The following is a 19,627-nucleotide window of genomic DNA, read 5'->3' as shown; positions in this document are numbered from 1 at the left end:
CGTGGCTCCGTCGGTCTCCCGGCACGCCGCGAGACCACGAGATCCGAGCTACCAAGAAGGTGTCGAGATGTCCCAGCCGCAAGCAGATCCAGCTCTCTCCCTCGGCGTCGTCGTCCCCGCGCACGTCGCCGCGTACAACGACACGGCCGAGAACCTTCCCGAGGGCGCGCTGCACGCTCTCTTCGCCGCGCAGGCCGCCCGCACCCCGGAGGCCGTCGCACTCGTCCGCGAGGACCGCCGTCTCACCTACCGGGAGCTGGACGGCGCGGCCAACGCACTCGCACACCGACTCGTCGCCGAGGGCGTACGGCCGGGCGACGCCGTCGGCCTCCTCTTCGACCGCTCGTTCGCCTACGTCATCACGGTCCTCGCCGTGCTGAAGAGCGGCGGGGTGTACGTACCCCTCGACCCCCGTCAGCCCGAGGAGCGCCTCGGCTGGATCCTCGGCAACACCGGGGCCACCCTTCTGGTGACCGACCGCCCGGCCGGAGAGACCGGCTTCGCGGGAGACCTGCCCGCCCTGCGGCTCGACGACGAGAGCGCCACGGCCGGCACGGATGCCACCGCCCCCGATGTCACGGTCCACCCCGACCAGCCGCTGTACATGATGTTCACCTCCGGCTCCAGCGGCACCCCCAAGGGCGTCGTGAACACCCACCGCAACGTGGTCGAACTGGCCCTGGACCCGGGCTTCGGCGCCGCGGCCCACGAGCGGGTGCTCGCCTACTCGCCGCTGCCCTTCGACTCCTCGACCTATGAACTGTGGGTTCCGCTGCTGCGCGGCGGACTGGCAGTCGTGCTGTCCGCCCCGAAGATCGACATCGGCGAGCTGGCCGACGCCGTCGTCCGCTACGACGTGACCGCCGCCTACTTCACGACCGCCCTCTTCGACGCCATGGCCAGCGAGGCGATCGACGGCCTCAAGCAGCTGCGCGAGATCTGGACCGGCGGCGACGTCCTGTCCGCCACCGCCCTCCAACGGGCCCTCGGCCACTGCCCGGACACCACGTTCGTGCACGTCTACGGTCCCACGGAGGCGACCGTCTTCTGCAGCTACCAGGCCTTCACCCCCGAGGTGCGCACCCTCGACCGGCTGCACCTCGGCATCCCGATGGCGAACACCGCCATGTACGTGCTGGACGCCGACCTGCGCCACACCGCCCCGGGCGAAACCGGCGAACTCTACGTCGCGGGACCGCACCTCGCCCAGGGCTACGGCCGACTCCCGGCCCTGACCGCCGAGCGCTTCACCGCCGACCCGTACGGACCGGCCGGCACCCGCATGTACCGCACCGGCGACCTGGCCGCCTGGAACGAACACGGCGAGGTCGTCTTCCTGGGCCGCGCGGACCAGCAGGTCAAGCTGCGCGGCAACCGCATCGAGCTCGGCGAGATCGAGACCGTACTGGTCCGCCACCCCTCCGTCGCCCAGGCCGCGGTCATCGTCCGCGAGGACCGGCCCGGCGACAAGCGCCTGGTCGCCTACGCCGTACCCGCCGAGGAAGGCGTCCTGGACGGAGCCGAACTCCTCCATTACGTGGGCGAGCAGCTCGTCGAGTACATGGTGCCCTCGGCGGTCGTCCCGATGGGGACCCTGCCGCTGACCCCGAACGGCAAGCTGGACCGGCGCGCCCTGCCCGCACCCCGCGCCGGCGCGGCAGCCGACGGCCGGGGCCCGCGCAACCCTGTCGAGGAGGTCCTCTGCGGCCTTTTCGCCCACTCCCTCGGCCTGCCGTCCATCGGCATCGACGACGACTTCTTCACCGTCGGCGGCCACTCGCTGCTGGCGACCCGGCTGGTCAGCCGGGTGCGCACCGTCCTCGACGTCCAGCTGACACTGCGACAGTTCTTCGAGTACCCGACCGTGGCGCTGCTCGCCGAATACGTCGCCACCGGCGGCGGAGAGTCCGCCCGCCCGGCCCTGACGGCCCAGGAGCGGCCCGAACCGCTGCCGCTGTCGGCGGCCCAGCAACGGCTCTGGTTCCTCGACCAGTTGGAGGGCCCGTCGGCGACGTACAACATCCCGCTCGCCGTTCGGGTACGGGGTGACCTCGACGTCGCGGCCCTGGAGTCCGCGTTCACCGATGTCGCGGGACGGCACGAGAGCCTGCGCACCGTGTTCGGTCAGGCCGAGGGGCAGGCCTACCAGCGGATCCTGCCCGCCGACAGCGTCCGGGTGGAGCTGCCTGTCACCCCGGCGGCCGAGGACGACGTCGCGGCACTGCTCACCGCCGAGTCCGAGCGCATCTTCGACCTGGCGGCCGATCTGCCGTTCCGGGCACGGCTGTTCAGCCTCGGCGAGCACGACTACGTACTCCTGGTGGTCATGCACCACATCGTCTCCGACGGCTGGTCCTACCAACCGCTGATGCGTGACCTGAGCACCGCCTACGCGACCCGTTCGCGTGGTGAGCGCCCTGCCTGGGAGCCGCTGCCCGCCCAGTACGCGGACTACGCACTCTGGCACCGCGGCGTGCTCGGTGACCCGGCTGACCAGGAGAGCGTTGCCTCCCGTCAACTCGACTTCTGGCAGCGGACATTGGCGGACCTCCCGGAGGAGGTCACGCTGCCCGCCGTCCGGCAGCGGCCGGCCGTCGCCTCCTACCGAGGCGCCACCCACACCGTGCACCTCTCCGAGGATGTCCACTCCTCGCTCGCGGAGCTGGCGCGCGAGTCGGGCGCCTCGGTGTTCATGGTGGCCCAGGCGGCGGTGTCGACGCTGCTGTCGCGTTCCGGCGCGGGCTACGACATCCCGCTCGGATCGCCGATCGCCGGTCGTACGGATCAGGCCCTCGACGATCTGGTCGGCTTCTTCGTCAACACGCTCGTCCTGCGCACGGATCTGACGGGCGACCCGAGCTTCCGTGAGCTGCTGACCCGGGTCCGGGAGACCGACCTCGCGGCCTGGAGCCACCAGGACCTGCCCTTCGACCGGCTGGTCGAGGCCCTCAACCCGGACCGGTCCGCCGCCCGGCACCCGCTGTTCCAGGTGATGCTGACGCTGACCGACGCGGCCACGCCGAGGCTCGTCGCCGGGGAGCTGGACACCGAGTCGGAGTTCACCTGGCTGCGGTTCGCCAAGTTCGATCTGACGTTCTCGTTCGCCGAGCACCGTGGGGTGGATGGTGGGCCGGGTGGTCTGGACATCACGATCGAGTACGCGACGGATCTGTATGACGCGCGTTCGGTGGAGTTGGCGGGTGAGCGGTTGGTTCGGTTGTTGGGTGCTGCTGTGTTGGCGCCGGATGTGCCGGTGGGTGATTTGGAGTTGTTGTCGGCGGGTGAGCGTGGGGTGTTGCTGGGGGAGTGGGCCGGTGCGGTCACGGGTGGTCCGGATGTGGGTCTTGCGCGGTTGTTCGCGGCGCAGGTGGTGCGGACTCCGGATGCGGTCGCGGTGGTGGGTGGGGGGCGTGAGGTTTCCTATCGTGAGCTTGATGTGCTGGCCAATGGTGTGGCGCGTCGGTTGATGGGTGAGGGGGTGCGGCCGGGCAGTCGGGTCGCGTTGTTGCAGGATCGTTCGGTGGATGCGGTTGTTGCCACGTTGGGTGTGGTGAAGGCGGGTGCGGTGTATGTGCCGTTGGACACCCGGTATCCGGCGGATCGTGTCGAGTTGATTGTGGGGGAGTCGGGGGTCACGCATGTGGTGACGGACCGGGATCCGGGTTCGCTGGTGTTGCCGGTGGGTGTGCGGGTGCTGGGTCCGGTGTCGGGTGGTGGGGGTGTTTCCTTGGACACCTCGGATCCTGGGGTGTCGGTGCATGCGGATCAGCCGGTGTACGCGATGTTCACGTCGGGTTCGACGGGTGTGCCGAAGGGTGTTGCGGTCACGCATCGTAATGTCGCGGATCTGGCGGCGCAGACGATGTACGCGAACGGCAATCACACTCGGGTGTTGTTCCACTCGGCGATGGCGTTCGATGCCTCGACGTACGAGATGTGGGTGCCGTGGCTGAACGGCGGCACCCTCGTAGTAGCCCCCGCAGGGCATCTCGACGCAGCAGCGTACGAGGAGTTGATCGCTGAACACGGCATCACCGCCTTGTGGTTGACGGCGGGTCTGTTCCGGGTGATGGCGGAGGAGGCGCCCGGGGCGTTTGCCGGGGTGCGTGAGGTGTGGGCGGGCGGTGATGTGGTTCCGCCGGAGGCGGTGCGCCGCGTGATGGACTGCTGCCCGGACGTCACGGTGGTGAACGGTTATGGTCCGACGGAGACGACGACCTTCGCCTCGACGCACCGTATTCACCGTCCGTTGGACTACGCGGGTGCGATCCCGATCGGTGAGCCTCTCGACAACCACCGGCTGTATGTCCTTGACGAGGGCCTGCGGCTGGTCCCGCCGGGTACCCCGGGGGAGCTGTACATTGCGGGGGCCGGCCTGGCGCAGGGGTATCTCGACCGCCCCTCGCTGACCGCCGACCGCTTCGTCGCCGACCCGTACGGCCCGGCCGGTACGCGGATGTACCGCACCGGGGACCTGGTCCGCTGGAACCACGAAGGCTCCCTCGAATACCTCGGCCGGGCCGACCAGCAGGTCAAGCTCCGCGGCTTCCGCATCGAACTCGGCGAGATCGAGAGCGCGTTGACCGCCCACGAGCCAGTGGGTCAGGCGACCGTCGTGGTCCGGGAGGACCGGCCGGGCGACAAGCGCCTCGCCGCCTACCTCGTCGCCGCCGACGGCGCCCGCATCGACACCGACGCGGTGCGCCGAGAGATCGTCGGCGCACTCCCGGAGTACATGGTCCCGTCCGCCTTCGTGGTCCTCGACGAGATCCCGCTCACCGTCAACGGCAAGGTCGACCGACGTGCCCTGCCCGCCCCGCAGTTCGGCAACGAAACCACCGGGCGCGCGCCCCGGGGACCGGGCGAGGAGGTCCTGTGCGGCCTCTTCGCGGAGGTCCTCGGACTCCCGTCGGTCACCATCGACGACCACTTCTTCCACCTCGGCGGCCATTCCCTGCTCGCCACCCGTCTCATCAGCCGCATCCGGCAGACCTTCGGTGTCCAGATCACCGTCCGGGACCTCTTCCAGGGCCCGACGGTGGCCTCGCTGGCCGAGTACGTGGAAGCGGGCGGGGACGCCGTGCAGCGGCCCGCACTGCGGGAAGCGGTGAGGCCCGAGCGGGTGCCGCTCTCCTCGGCCCAGCAGCGCCTCTGGTTCCTGCACCACCTGGAGGGGCCCTCGGCGACGTACAACATTCCGCTGGCCCTGCGCCTCTCGGGCGCACTCGACCAGCAGGCCCTCCAGCTCGCGCTCACCGACCTGGTGGTGCGGCACGAGTCGCTGCGCACCCTCTTCGGGATGGCGGACGACGCCGCCTACCAGTGGCAGCTCCCGGCGGCCGAGGTGCGGGTGGAGCTGCCCGTCGTCGCGGCGACCGAGGCCACGTTGGAAGTGGAGCTCGGCGCACAGGCCGCCCGGAGCTTCGATCTCGAATCCGAACTGCCCCTCCGGGCAGCCCTGTTCGCACTCGGGGACCAGGAACACGTGCTGCTGGTGGTGATGCACCACATCGCCTCCGACGGCTGGTCCACCGCCCCGCTGCTGCGGGACCTGGCAGCCGCCTACACCGCCCGCGCCGAGGGCGCCGCCCCCGTGTGGGAGCCGCTGCCGGTCCAGTACGCCGACTACACCCTCTGGCAACAGGAACTGCTCGCGGCGGACGGGGACCGGCAGGTCGAGTTCTGGCGCCACACACTGGACGGGCTGCCCGACGAGGCCACCCTGCCGGCCGACCGGCCGCGCCCGGCGGTCGCCACCTACCGCGGCTCCACCCACAGCGTCCACGTCCCCGCGGAGCTGCACGAAGCGCTGACACGACTGGCCCGGGAGACCGGCAGCACGATGTTCATGGTGGCCCAGGCCGCCGTCGCCACCGCGCTCTCCCGCTCCGGGGCGGGGGAGGACATCCCGATCGGCGCCCCGATCGCGGGCCGCTCCGAGCAGTCCCTCGACGATCTGGTCGGGTTCTTCGTCAACACCCTGGTGCTGCGCACGGATCTGACCGGCGCCCCGAGCTTCCGCGAGCTGCTGACCCGGGTCCGGGAGTCCGACCTGGCGGCATGGGCCCACCAGGACCTGCCCTTCGACCGGCTGGTGGAGACCCTCAACCCCGAGCGCTCCACCGCCCGACACCCCCTGTTCCAGGTGGTTCTCACCCTCCAGGAAGCACTCACCCCCACCCTCGAACTCCCCGGAATCACAGCCGAGTCGGGCTTCACGACGCTGGAGATCTCCAAGTTCGACCTGACCTTCTCCTTCCACGAACACCGCACGGCCGACGGCCGCCCCGGTGGGCTGGACATCAGGGTCGAGTACGCCACCGACCTGTACGACGCCGGCACCGTCGAGGCAGTCACCGCCCGGCTGGTCCGGCTGCTGGGCGACGCCGTCGAACGTCCCGAAATCCCCGTAGGTGAACTGGAGTTCATCGGCGCGGACGAGCGCCACCAGCTCCTGGAGCGCTGGAACGGGGCGGTCACCGGTTCCTCCGGTGCGGGGCTCGCGGAACTGTTCGCCGCGCAGGCCGCCCGTACCCCGGACGCGATCGCCCTGGTCGACGGCGACCGGGAGCTGACCTACGCGGAGCTGGACGCGGACACCAACCGACTGGCCCACCACCTGGTGGGCCTCGGTGTCCGGCCGGAGCGTGTCGTCGCCGTCCTGATGGAGCGGTCGGCGGACCTGCTCACCGGGATCCTCGCGGTGGTCAAGGCCGGCGGCGTCTACGCCCCGCTCAACACCGCGGACCCCGACACCCGGCTGCTCCGGATTCTCACGGAGACCGAGGCGTCGGTCCTGCTCACCGACCGGGCGCTGGCCGATCACCCGATCGTGGCCCAGACCGCCGCCGAGACCCTCGTGCTCGACGGAACCGACGACTTCGCCCACCTCCCGTCGACACCACCGGCGCCCGGCGCCCACCCCGACCAGCGGCTGTACGTGATGTTCACATCGGGTTCGACGGGGGTCCCGAAGGGTGTCGCGGTCACGCACCGCAACGTGGCGGACCTGGCCGCGCAGACCATGTACGCGAACGGCAGCCACACCCGGGTGCTCTTCCACTCGCCGCACACCTTCGACGCCTCGACGCACGAGATCTGGGTGCCGTGGCTGAACGGGGGCACGGTCGTGGTGGCACCCCCGGGATACCTCGAACCCGGGACCCTGGGCGGGCTGCTGGCCGAGCACGGGATCAGCTCGTTGTGGTTGACGGCGGGTCTGTTCCGGGTGATGGCAGAGGAGGTCCCGGAGGCGTTCGCGGGGGTGCGTGAGGTGTGGGCGGGGGGTGATGTGGTTCCGCCGGAGGCGGTGCGCCGCGTCATGGACCGCTGCCCGGACCTCACCGTTGTCAACGGTTACGGTCCGACGGAGACCACGACCTTCGCCACGACGCACCGTATCCACCGCCCGCTGGACTACTCGGGTGCGATCCCGATCGGTGAGCCGCTCGACAACCATCGGCTCTACGTTCTGGACGAGGGACTGCGGCTGGTGCCGCCGGGTACGCCCGGCGAGCTGTACATCGCCGGCGCCGGTCTCGCCCGTGGCTACCTCGGCCGGCCGGGCATGACGGCGGAGCGCTTCGTCGCGGACCCGTACGGCCCGGCCGGTACGCGGATGTACCGGACGGGCGACCTGGTCCGCTGGAACCTCGAAGGGTCCCTGGAGTACCTCGGCCGGGCCGACCAGCAGGTCAAGCTCCGCGGCTTCCGCATCGAACTCGGCGAGATCGAGGGCGCGTTGACCGCCCACGAATCAGTGGGTCAGGCGACCGTCGTGGTCCGGGAGGACCGGCCCGGCGACAAGCGCCTCGCCGCCTACCTCGTCGCCGCCGACGGCGCCCGGATCGACGTGGCCGAGCTGCGCGGTCATGTCTCGGGAGCCCTGCCCGAGTACATGGTCCCGTCCGCCTTCGTCGTCCTCGACGAGATTCCCCTCACCACCAATGGCAAGGTCGACCGACGCGCCCTGCCCGCACCCCAGGTTTCCCACGCCGCCAACGGGCGAGCACCACGCACACTGCAGGAAGAGGTGCTCTGCGGCCTCTTCGCGGCCGTTCTCGGACTGCCGTCGGTCACCATCGACGACCACTTCTTCCACCGGGGCGGCCACTCGGTGCTGGGCACCCGTCTGATCAGCCGCATCCGGCGCGCGTTCGGGGTCCAGCTCGGGGTGAAGGACCTGTTCCGCAACCCGACGGTGTTCGCCCTCTCGGAGTGCGTCACCGCGAGCAGTGGCGAACTGCCCCGGCCGGCGCTGATGGCCGAGGAGCGGCCGGAGATCGTTCCGCTCTCCTCCGCGCAGCAGCGGCTGTGGTTCCTCGACCAGATGGAAGGCCCGTCCGCCACCTACAACATCCCGCTCGCCCTGCGGCTCAAGGGCCCCCTCGATCACCGTTCGCTCCAGCTCGCCCTCACCGACGTAACCACCCGCCACGAAGGCCTGCGTACCGTCTTCCCCACCCACGAGGGAACCCCCCACCAGCACATCCTCCCCCCGACCACCATCGACCTCCCCCTGATCACCACCACCGAGGAGGCACTCACCGCACGACTGGCCGACCTCTCCTCGGCCACCTTCGACCTGGCCGTCCAGCCGCCGATCCGCACGCACCTGCTCTCGCTCGGCGAGCAGGAACACATCCTGCTGGTGGTCATCCACCACATCGCCTCCGATGGCTGGTCCAACGGACCGCTCTTCCGCGACCTGGCCACCGCCTACGAGGCCCGCACCGAGGGCACCGCGCCCGCGTGGGAGCCGCTGCCGGTCCAGTACGCCGACTACTCCCTCTGGCAGCAACGGCTCCTGGGGAGCGACGAGGAACGCCAACTCGACTACTGGCGAAATGCGTTGGCGGACCTGCCGGAGGAGGCGACGCTCCCGGCCGACCGGCCAAGGCCGGCCACCGCGTCCAACCGGGGCACCACGCACACCGTGCACTGCCCGGCCGACCTGCACGACTCGCTCACCTCGCTGGCCCAGGACACCGGAAGCACCCTGTTCATGGTGGCCCAGGCGGCGGTGTCGACGCTGCTGTCGCGTTCCGGCGCGGGCTACGACATCCCGCTCGGATCGCCCGTCGCCGGTCGTACGGATCAGGCCCTCGACGATCTGGTCGGCTTCTTCGTCAACACCCTCGTCCTGCGCACCGACACCAGCGGCGACCCGAGCTTCCGTGAGCTGCTGACCCGGGTCCGGGAGACCGACCTCGCCGCCTGGAGCCACCAGGACCTGCCCTTCGACCGGCTGGTCGAGGCCCTCAACCCCGAGCGCACCACCGCCCGGCACCCCCTCTTCCAGGTCATGCTCACCGTCGGCGACATGTCCGCCGAAGCACCCGAACTCCCGGGGCTGGAAGCGGAGTACGAGTTCTCGAAGGTGGAGATCGCCAAGTTCGATCTGACCTTCGGCTTCGCCGAGCACCGTGGGGTGGATGGTGGGCCGGGTGGTCTGGACATCACGATCGAGTACGCGACGGATCTGTATGACGCGCGTTCGGTGGAGTTGGCGGGTGAGCGGTTGGTTCGGTTGTTGGGTGCTGCTGTGTTGGCGCCGGATGTGCCGGTGGGTGATTTGGAGTTGTTGTCGGCGGGTGAGCGTGGGGTGTTGCTGGGGGAGTGGGCCGGTGCGGTCACGGGTGGTCCGGATGCGGGTCTTGCGCGGTTGTTCGCGGCGCAGGTGGTGCGGACTCCGGATGCGGTCGCGGTGGTGGGTGGGGGGCGTGAGGTTTCCTATCGTGAGCTTGATGTGCTGGCCAATGGTGTGGCGCGTCGGTTGATGGGTGAGGGGGTGCGGCCGGGCAGTCGGGTCGCGTTGTTGCAGGATCGTTCGGTGGATGCGGTTGTTGCCACGTTGGGTGTGGTGAAGGCGGGTGCGGTGTATGTGCCGTTGGACACCCGGTATCCGGCGGATCGTGTCGAGTTGATTGTGGGGGAGTCGGGGGTCACGCATGTGGTGACGGACCGGGATCCGGGTTCGCTGGTGTTGCCGGTGGGTGTGCGGGTGCTGGGTCCGGTGTCGGGTGGTGGGGGTGTTTCCTTGGACACCTCGGATCCTGGGGTGTCGGTGCATGCGGATCAGCCGGTGTACGCGATGTTCACGTCGGGTTCGACGGGTGTGCCGAAGGGTGTTGCGGTCACGCATCGTAATGTCGCGGATCTGGCGGCGCAGACGATGTACGCGAACGGCAATCACACTCGGGTGTTGTTCCACTCGGCGATGGCGTTCGATGCCTCGACGTACGAGATGTGGGTGCCGTGGCTGAACGGCGGCACCCTCGTAGTAGCCCCCGCAGGACACCTGGCCCCGGCCGACTACCAGCGGCTGCTGGCCGAGCACCGGATCAGCTCGTTGTGGTTGACGGCGGGTCTGTTCCGGGTGATGGCGGAGGAGGCGCCCGGGGCGTTTGCCGGGGTGCGTGAGGTGTGGGCGGGGGGTGATGTGGTTCCGCCGGAGGCGGTGCGCCGCGTGATGGACTGCTGCCCGGACGTCACGGTGGTGAACGGTTATGGTCCGACGGAGACGACGACCTTCGCCTCCACGCACCGTATTCACCGTCCGCTGGACTACGCGGGTGCGATCCCGATCGGTGAGCCGCTCGACAACCATCGGCTGTACGTTCTTGACGAGGGCCTGCGGCTGGTCCCGCCGGGTACTCCGGGGGAGCTGTACATTGCGGGGGCCGGCCTGGCGCAGGGGTATCTCGACCGCCCCTCGCTGACCGCCGACCGCTTCGTCGCCGACCCGTACGGCCCGGCCGGTACGCGGATGTACCGCACCGGGGACCTGGTCCGCTGGAACCACGAAGGCTCCCTCGAATACCTCGGCCGGGCCGACCAGCAGGTCAAGCTCCGCGGCTTCCGCATCGAGCCGGGCGAGATCGAGACCGTCCTCGCCGGCCGACCGGGCGTGGCCCAGGCCACCGTCGTCGTCCGGGAGGACCGGCCCGGCGACAAACGCCTCGTCGCCTACCTCACCGCGGAGGAAGGCGCCCGGGTCGAACCCGGGGACGTCCAGCGGCAGGTGTCCGGGCTGCTGCCCGACTACATGATCCCGTCCGCCTTCGTGGTCCTCGACGAGATCCCGCTCACCGTCAACGGCAAGGTCGACCGACGAGCCCTGCCCGCCCCGCAGTTCGGCAACGAAGCCACCGGGCGCGCACCGCGCACCGCAAAGGAAGAAGTCCTCTGCGGACTCTTCGCGGAGATTCTGGGACTGCCGGTGGTCACCATCGACGACCACTTCTTCCACCTCGGCGGGCATTCGCTCCTCGCCACCCGGCTCGTCGGCCGGATCCGCACCGTACTCGGGGTCGAACTCTCCGTTGCGACTCTCTTCGAAAACCCGATCGTGGCCGCGCTCGTCGAGAAGCTCGACGGCGCCGAGGCCGCACGGCCCAGACTTCGGCCGATGCGCCGGATGGGAGTGACCAAGTGATTCCCCTGTCATTCGCCCAGCAGCGGCTGTGGTTCATCGCCCAGATGGAAGGGCCGTCGACCACCTACAACATCCCGCTCGCCGTGCGCCTCAACGGCGAACTCGACCGCCCGGCCCTTCAGTCGGCACTCCTGGACCTGGTCGGCAGACACGAGAGCCTGCGCACCCTCTTCCCCGACCAGGACGGCACTCCGTACCAGCACATCCTTGCCGAGGAGGACGTGGAGCTCCCGCTGCCGGTCGTCCCGGCCGACGCCGCGACGCTGCCGACCGTTCTCGCCGAGGAGTCCGCCCAGGTCTTCCACCTCGCGGTGGACCTGCCGATCCGGGCCCGCCTGATCGCCCTCGGCGAGCAGGAGCACGTCCTGCTCATCGTGATGCACCACATCGTGTCGGACGGCGGCTCGACCGCTCCTCTGCTCCAGGACCTCGCCACCGCCTACGAGGCCCGAGCCCAGCTCGTCGCGCCCGGCTGGGAGCCGCTCCCGGTCCAGTACGCCGACTACACCCTGTGGCAGCAGGAACTGCTCGGTGAGGGCGACGACCCGGAGAGCGCCGGATCCCGCCAACTGGAGTTCTGGCGCCAGGCGTTGGCGGAGCTGCCAGAAGAGGCCACGCTGCCGGCCGACCGTCCGCGCCCGGCCTCCGCCTCGTACGTGGGCGCCACCTGCGACGTCCACCTGCCCGCCGAGCTCCACATCGGTCTGACACACCTCGCGCGGGAGTCCGGCGCCACCCTGTTCATGGCGGTCCAGGCCGCCGTGGCGACCGCCCTGTCCCGCTCCGGCGCCGGCCCCGACATCCCCATCGGCTCCCCGGTGTCGGGCCGCATCGACGAGGCACTCGACGGTCTGGTCGGGTTCTTCGTCAACACGCTGGTGCTGCGCACGGATCTGACCGGCGACCCGAGCTTCCGCGACCTGCTCTCCCGGGTCCGCAAGACGGACCTGGCGGCCTGGGACAACCAGGACCTGCCCTTCGACCGGCTGGTCGAGGTGCTGAACCCCGAGCGCTCCGCCTCCCGCCACCCGCTCTTCCAGGTGATGCTCACCATGGGCGAGGCCGGGTCCGACGTCATCGGGTTCCCGGGGCTCGACGCCCGTACCGAGTACAGCGCCCTGCAGATCGCCAAGTTCGACCTGACCTTCGGCTTCGCCGAGCACCGCACCCGCGACGGTCGGCCCGACGGCCTGGACATCACCATCGAGTACGCCACCGACCTCTACGACGCCCGAACCATCGACGCCCTCATGGCACGGCTGAACAGGCTGCTGGAAGCCGTGGTCACCTCGCCCGACACCCCGCTGTCGGTCCTCGACCTGCTCGGTGAGCACGAGCGGCGGCTGCTCCTGGAGGAGCGGAGCGGCACCGCCACCGGCACCTCCGAGAAGAGCCTGGCGGAACTGTTCGCCGCCCAGGCCGCCCGCACCCCGGACGCGATAGCCCTGGTGGACGAGGACCACGATCTGACGTTCGCCGAACTCGACGAGGTCACCAACCGGCTGGCCCACCACCTCATCAACGTCGGAGTCGAGCGCCACGACGTGGTCGCCGTCCTGATGGAGCGCTCGACCGACCTGCTCACCGCGCTGCTCGCCGTGGTCAAGGCCGGTGCCGTGTACGCCCCGCTGAACACCACCGACCCGGACAGCCGGCTCGTCCAGATCCTGGCCGACACCCGCGCACCGGTCCTGCTCACCGACCAGGCCCTCTCGGAACACCAGGTCGTCCGGGACGCCGACGCGCAGATCGTCGTCCTGGGCGACACCACCGACCTCGGCCGGCTCCCCGCCACCGCTCCCGCCCACACCATCCACCCCGACCAGCCGGTGTACGCGATGTTCACATCGGGTTCGACGGGGGTGCCCAAGGGCGTCGCGGTCACCCATCGCAACGTGGCGGACCTGGCCGCGCAGAGCATGTACACCAACGGCAACCACCGGCGTGTGCTGTTCCACTCGCCGGCCGCCTTCGACGCCTCGACGTACGAGATCTGGGTGCCGTGGCTGAACGGCCGCACGGTCGTGGTGGCACCGCGCGGCCATCTCGCCCCCGCCGACTACCAACGGCTGCTCACCGAGCACCGGATCACCGCGCTCTGGATGACCGCCGGTCTCTTCCGCGTCATGGCGGAAGAGGCGCCCGGGGCGTTCGCCGGGGTGAGTGAGGTGTGGGCGGGCGGTGACGTGGTTCCGCCGGAGGCGGTGCGTCGCGTCATGGACCACTGCCCGGACGTCACGGTCGTCAACGGTTACGGTCCGACGGAGACCACCACCTTCGCCTCCACGCACCGCATCCACCGCCCGCTGGACTACTCGGGTGCCATCCCGATCGGTGAGCCCCTCGACAACCACCGGCTGTACGTTCTCGACGCCGCCCTGCGGCTGGTCCCGCCGGGCGCTCTCGGCGAGCTGTACATCGCGGGGGCCGGCCTGGCGCAGGGGTATCTCGACCGCGCCTCGCTGACGGCGGAGCGCTTCGTCGCGGACCCGTACGGCCCGGCCGGTACGCGGATGTACCGGACGGGCGACCTGGTCCGCTGGAACCTCGAAGGGTCCCTGGAGTACCTCGGCCGGGCCGACCAGCAGGTCAAGCTCCGCGGCTTCCGCATCGAACTCGGCGAGATCGAGGGCGCGTTGACCGCCCACGAGTCAGTGGGTCAGGCGACCGTCGTGGTCCGGGAGGACCGGCCCGGCGACAAGCGCCTCGCCGCCTACCTCGTCGCCGCCGACGGCGCCCGCATCGACACCGACGCGGTGCACCGCGAGATCGCCGGCGCACTCCCGGAGTACATGGTCCCGTCCGCCTACGTCGTCCTCGACGAAATCCCGCTCACCACCAACGGCAAGGTCGACCGACGAGCCCTGCCCGCACCCCAGCAGAGCACCGACACCGGCGGGCGCCCGCCCCGCACGCCCGCCGAGGAAGTCCTGTGCGGCCTCTTCGCCGCCGTTCTCGGACTGTCGTCGGTCACCATCGACGACCACTTCTTCCGGCGCGGCGGCCACTCCCTGCTCGCCACCCGCCTCATCAGCCGCATCCGGGCCGTGTGGGACACCGAGATCACCATCCGGGACCTGTTCCAGTACGCGACCGTCGCGCAGCTGTCCGAGCGGATCGCGGCCGAGGGCAGCGGGGAACGGCGGCCGGCACTGATGCCCGGGGAGCGGCCGGAGATCGTTCCGCTCTCCTCCGCGCAGCAGCGGCTGTGGTTCCTCGACCAGATGGAAGGCCCGTCCGCCACCTACAACATCCCGCTCGCCCTGCGGCTCAAGGGCCCCCTCGATCACCGTTCGCTCCAGCTCGCCCTCACCGACGTAACCACCCGCCACGAAGGCCTGCGTACCGTCCTCCCCACCCACGAGGGAACCCCCCACCAGCACATCCTCCCCCCGACCACCATCGACCTCCCCCTGATCACCACCACCGAGGAGGAGCTTGCGGAGCGGCTGGCCGCCCAGGCCGGCCGGACCTTCGACCTGGCGGCCGAACTGCCGTACCGGGCACAGCTGCTGAGACTCGGGGCCGAGGACCACGTCCTCATGCTCGTGATCCACCACATCGCCTCCGACGGCTGGTCCAACGGACCGCTCTTCCGCGACCTGGCCACTGCCTACGAGGCCCGCACCGAGGGCGCCGCCCCCGCGTGGGAGCCGCTGCCGGTCCAGTACGCCGACTACTCCCTCTGGCAGCAACGACTCCTGGAACGCGACGAGGAACGCCAACTCGACCACTGGCGCGGGGTGCTCGCCGACCTGCCGGAGGAGGCCACGCTTCCCGCCGACCACGCCCGCCCCGCCGTCGCCTCCAACCGAGGCCGCACCCACGCCGTGCACTGCCCCGCAGAGCTGCACACCGCCCTGATGTCGCTGGCCCAGGACACCGGGACCACCCTGTTCATGGTCGCCCAGGCAGCCGTGGCGACCCTGCTGTCCCGGTCCGGTGCCGGCCACGACATCCCGCTCGGATCGCCCGTCGCCGGCCGCACCGACCAGAAGCTCGACGACCTCGTCGGCTTCTTCGTCAACACCCTCGTCCTGCGCACCGACACCAGCGGCGACCCGAGTTTCCGTGAGCTGCTGACCCGGGTCCGGGAGACCGACCTCGCCGCCTGGGCCCACCAGGACCTGCCCTTCGACCGGCTGGTCGAGGCCCTCAACCCCGAGCGCACCACCGCCCGGCACCCCCTCTTCCAGGTCATGCTCACCGTCGGCGACACCAGCAACGAGGCCCCCCGACTGGCCGGACTGGAGAGCGAGTTCGCCATTCCGCCGGTCTCCGTCGCGAAGTTCGACCTCACCTTCGCCTTCGCCGAGAACCACGCCGCGGACGGCCGCCCCGACGGCCTCGACATCCTGATCGAGTACACCACCGACCTGTACGACGCACGGACCATCGAGGCCACGGCGGACCGCCTGGTCCGGCTCCTCACCGGGGCCGTGGCCACCCCCGATCTGCCCCTCGCGGAGCTGGAGATGCTGTCCGGGCACGAGCGGGCCCAGCTGCGGGAGTGGAGCGGTGCACAGTCCTCGGCACCCGGCCCCGGACTCGGCGCACTGTTCACGGAGCAGGCCGCCCGCACACCGCAGGCCGTGGCGCTGATCCACGAGGACCAGCAGGTGACGTACCAGGAGCTGGACATCTGGTCCAACCGGCTGGCCCGCCACCTGACCGCGCACGGGGTCACCCCCGGCAGCATCGTCGCCATTCACCTGGAGCGGTCCCCGCAGCTCATCGCCGCGCTGCTCGCCGCCCTGAAGGCCGGGGCCGGATACACCCTGCTCGACCCGCAGTTCCCGGCCGACCGGCTGAACACCGTGCTCGGGCAGACCGATCCGGCGGCGCTGGTCACACAGGCCCACCTGACAGCCCTGTCGACCCCGGCCACCCTGGTCGACCTGACCGCGGAGATACCCGCGATCAGTACTCTGCCGGGGACGCCGGTGGAGACGGGCGGGCACCCGGAGTCCATCGCCTGCGTGATGTTCACCTCCGGTTCGACCGGAGTCCCCAAGGGCGTCGCCGCCTCGCACCGGGCGCTGGCCGCCACGTTCATCGGCCCCGACTACCTGGACTTCGGACCCGGGCAGACCTATCTGCAGAGTTCACCGGTGTCCTGGGACGCCTTCGCCCTGGAGGTCTTCGGACCGCTCCTGCACGGCGGTGTCTGCGTCCTCCAGCCCGGCCAGCACACCGACCCGCACCAGATCGCGGAGCTGGTCGAACGGCACGCGATCACCACCCTGCAGATGTCGGCGAGCCTGTTCAACCACATGCTCGACGAGCACCCGGCGGTCTTCTCCCGGATCAAGGAGGCCATGACCGCCGGTGAGGCGGCCTCACCCGCCCACACCGCCAAGGCACTGGCCGACCACCCCCACCTCCACCTGGTCAACGGCTACGGGCCCGCCGAGAGCATGGGCTTCACCACCACCCACACCCTCACCGGGCCGGCGCCCGCCATCCCGATCGGACGGCCCATCGCCGGGAAGCACGCCTACGTCCTGGACGAGAACCTCCGGCTGCTGCCACCGGGCGTCCCCGGCGAGCTCTACGTCGCCGGGCACGGCCTCGCCCACGGCTACATCGGACAGCCCGTGCTGAGCGCGGAGCAGTTCGTCGCCGACCCCCACGGGGCACCCGGCTCGCGGATGTACCGGACCGGCGACCTGGCCCGCTGGAGCCAGGACGGTGCGCTGGAGTATTTCGGCCGGGCCGACCAGCAGATCAAGTTGCGGGGCTTCCGCATCGAGCCGGGTGAGATCGAATCGGCACTGCTGCGGCACCCCACCCTCGCCCAGGTGGCGGTGCTGATCCGCGAGGACCGGCCCGGAGACAAGCGACTGGTGGCGTACGTGGTGCCCACCGAAGGCAGCAGGCCGGACCTCCCCGAGCTGCGCCAGCACGCGGTGGCGGCCCTGCCCGAGTACATGGTTCCGGCCACGATCATGCCGCTGGAGGCACTGCCCCTGACGGTCAACGGCAAGCTCGACCGCCGCGCACTGCCCGAGCCGCCGCAGGCCGACACCGCCGGCGGCCGGGAGCCGCGCACCCCGGCGGAGGAAGTACTCTGCGGCCTCTTCGCGGAGGTCCTCGGACTGACAACGGTCACCATCGACGACCACTTCTTCCAACTGGGCGGCCACTCGCTGCTCGCCACCCGGCTGATCGGCCGGATCCGCTCCATCTGGGACACCCGCGTCACCATCCGGGACCTGTTCCAGTACCCGACACCCGTACTGCTCGCCGAGCACATCGCCACGAACACCGGCGGCGACCCGATGGAGACGCTGCTGCCGATCCGGGCCGCGTCCGCCGCCGACACCGAGGCCCCGCTGTTCTGCGTCCACGCGATCTCCGGGATGAGCTGGTCGTACGCCGGTCTGCTCCGGCACATCGGCGGGCGACGGCCACTGATCGGGCTGCAGGCAAAGGAGTTGACCAGCCCCTCGGACCGGCCGGCCGGCATCGAGGAGATGGCGGACGGCTACGTGGCCGAGATCCGCTCGGTCCAGGCCCACGGCCCGTACCACCTGCTCGGCTGGTCGTTCGGCGGTCTGGTGGCGCACGCCATCGCGGCCCGGCTGGAGGAGCAGGGCGAGGAGGTGGCCCTGCTGGCGCTGCTCGACTCCTACCCGCTGCCCGACGGATTCCGGCCACCCGCCATCACCGGCCGGGAGGTGCTGACCGCCCTGCTCGGCGGCCGCGGTGCCGAACTCGACGTACGGTGCGCCGACACCGCCCCGGACGCCGAGGAGCTGGCCGCCGTGCTCCGCGCCGAGGACGCGATCCTGGGAGCGCTGGAGCCGGCCCAGGCCGCGGCGGTCGTCGCCGCCACGGCCGGAAACCTGGAGATGCGCTACCGGTACGTTCCCCGGCGGCGGTTCGGCGGCGACGCGGTGTTCTTCGACGCCGCACGCACACCGGCCGCGACGGGCGGCGCCGACGCCTGGGCACCCCATGTCACGGGCCGGGTCGAGGAGTACGACATCGACTGCGAACACTGGGACATGACCACGGCCGAGCCGCTGCGCGAGATCGGAAAGGTGCTGGCCGAGGAGTTGCGCGGGGTGCGTCACTGACCCAGGACCACACCGGTGCCCGGGTCCGCCACGACGGCGGACCCGGGCACCTTCGCGTGCCTGCGCCGCTGCCCCCGGGACGCCGAATTGCCCGCGGGCTGCCGCTCATGCCGCCGGGCGGCAGGTTCCGGCCTGCATAGCGTGAAGCCATCCGCAGGCCACGGCTCCCGGCGACAGAAAGTCAAGGAAATGGTTGATCATTCCGGCTGGCGTGTCGGGGTAGCTTCAGCCCCCGTCCACCACGGCGAGATCCTGCAAGGCGTGTTCACCGGTGACGGCGGGCTCACCCGAGGTCTCGTCACTCTTCCCTGCACCATTCACGCGACCCGCGCGACGTTCATCCCCGCTCCCGGCGCCGAGGTCACCGTCACGCCGGACTGGAAGGGCAAGGCACGGCGCGCGGCCGAACTCGCGGTCCGCGCCGTGACGCCGCCGGGCGCCGAGCCGGCGGGCGGTCATCTGGACCTCACCGGTGACGTACCGCTGTGCCGGGGCTTCGGCTCCTCCACGAGCGATGTGCTCGCGGCCATCTGGGCGGTGAAGGACGCGTTCGTCAGCCCGCTGCCGCCGCAGGACGTCGCCCGGATCGCGGTGTGCGCGGAGACCGCGTCCGACTCCCTCATGTTCGAGGAGTCCACCGTCCTCTTCGCGCAGCGCGAGGGCACGGTGATCGAGGACTTCGGCTACCGGATGCCGGCCCTCCGGGTCCTCGGCTTCGGCTCACGCCCCGAGGGCGGCGGACGGGGCGTGGACACCCTGACCCTCTCACCGGCCCGCTACGGGCAGGACGAGATCGACCTCTTCACCCGGCTGCAGGGGATGCTCCGGGAGGCCATCCAGATGAAGGACGTGGCCCTGCTGGGCTCGGTGGCCACGGCCAGCACGGAGATCAACCAGCGTCATCTGCCGATCCCGGACCTCGACTGCATCCGCGACATCGCGCGGACCACCGGAGCCGTCGGGGTACAGGCGGCACACAGCGGGGACATCGCCGGTCTTCTCTTCGACCGGGACGACCCCGAGGTCGAGGCGCGCACCGGCCTGGCCCAGGACCTCCTGCAAGAGCTCGGAATTCACGAGCAGTGGAACTACACAACGGGTGACTGAC

General features: G+C 70.6%; 3 protein-coding genes. All 3 read left to right on the top strand.

The features are described 5' to 3' along the window. Positions 1-67 precede the first annotated feature (67 nt). Positions 68-11,437 carry a non-ribosomal peptide synthetase gene (locus tag OG978_RS07205; protein WP_326764394.1) on the top strand — a complete coding sequence of 3,790 codons (11,370 nt, stop codon included), beginning with the start codon at positions 68-70 and terminating at the stop codon, positions 11,435-11,437. After that, the gene (locus tag OG978_RS07200; RefSeq protein WP_326764393.1) at positions 11,434-18,519 is read left to right on the top strand and encodes a non-ribosomal peptide synthetase; all 7,086 of its coding nucleotides are present in this window, start codon (positions 11,434-11,436) and stop codon (positions 18,517-18,519) included. The genes OG978_RS07205 and OG978_RS07200 overlap by 4 nt, the downstream gene beginning before the upstream one ends. A gap of 189 nt (positions 18,520-18,708) precedes the next feature. Then, entirely contained in the window at positions 18,709-19,626 is a 918-nt protein-coding gene (locus tag OG978_RS07195; RefSeq protein ID WP_326764392.1) for a GHMP family kinase ATP-binding protein, read from the top strand. The last annotated feature ends 1 nt before the right edge of the window (position 19,627 follow it).

The organism is Streptomyces sp. NBC_01591 (genome assembly GCF_035918155.1).
Classification (GTDB): Bacteria; Actinomycetota; Actinomycetes; order Streptomycetales; family Streptomycetaceae; genus Streptomyces.
The sequence above is the reverse complement of the archived record's forward strand: the minus strand, read 5'-3'. Positions and strand labels throughout refer to the sequence as shown.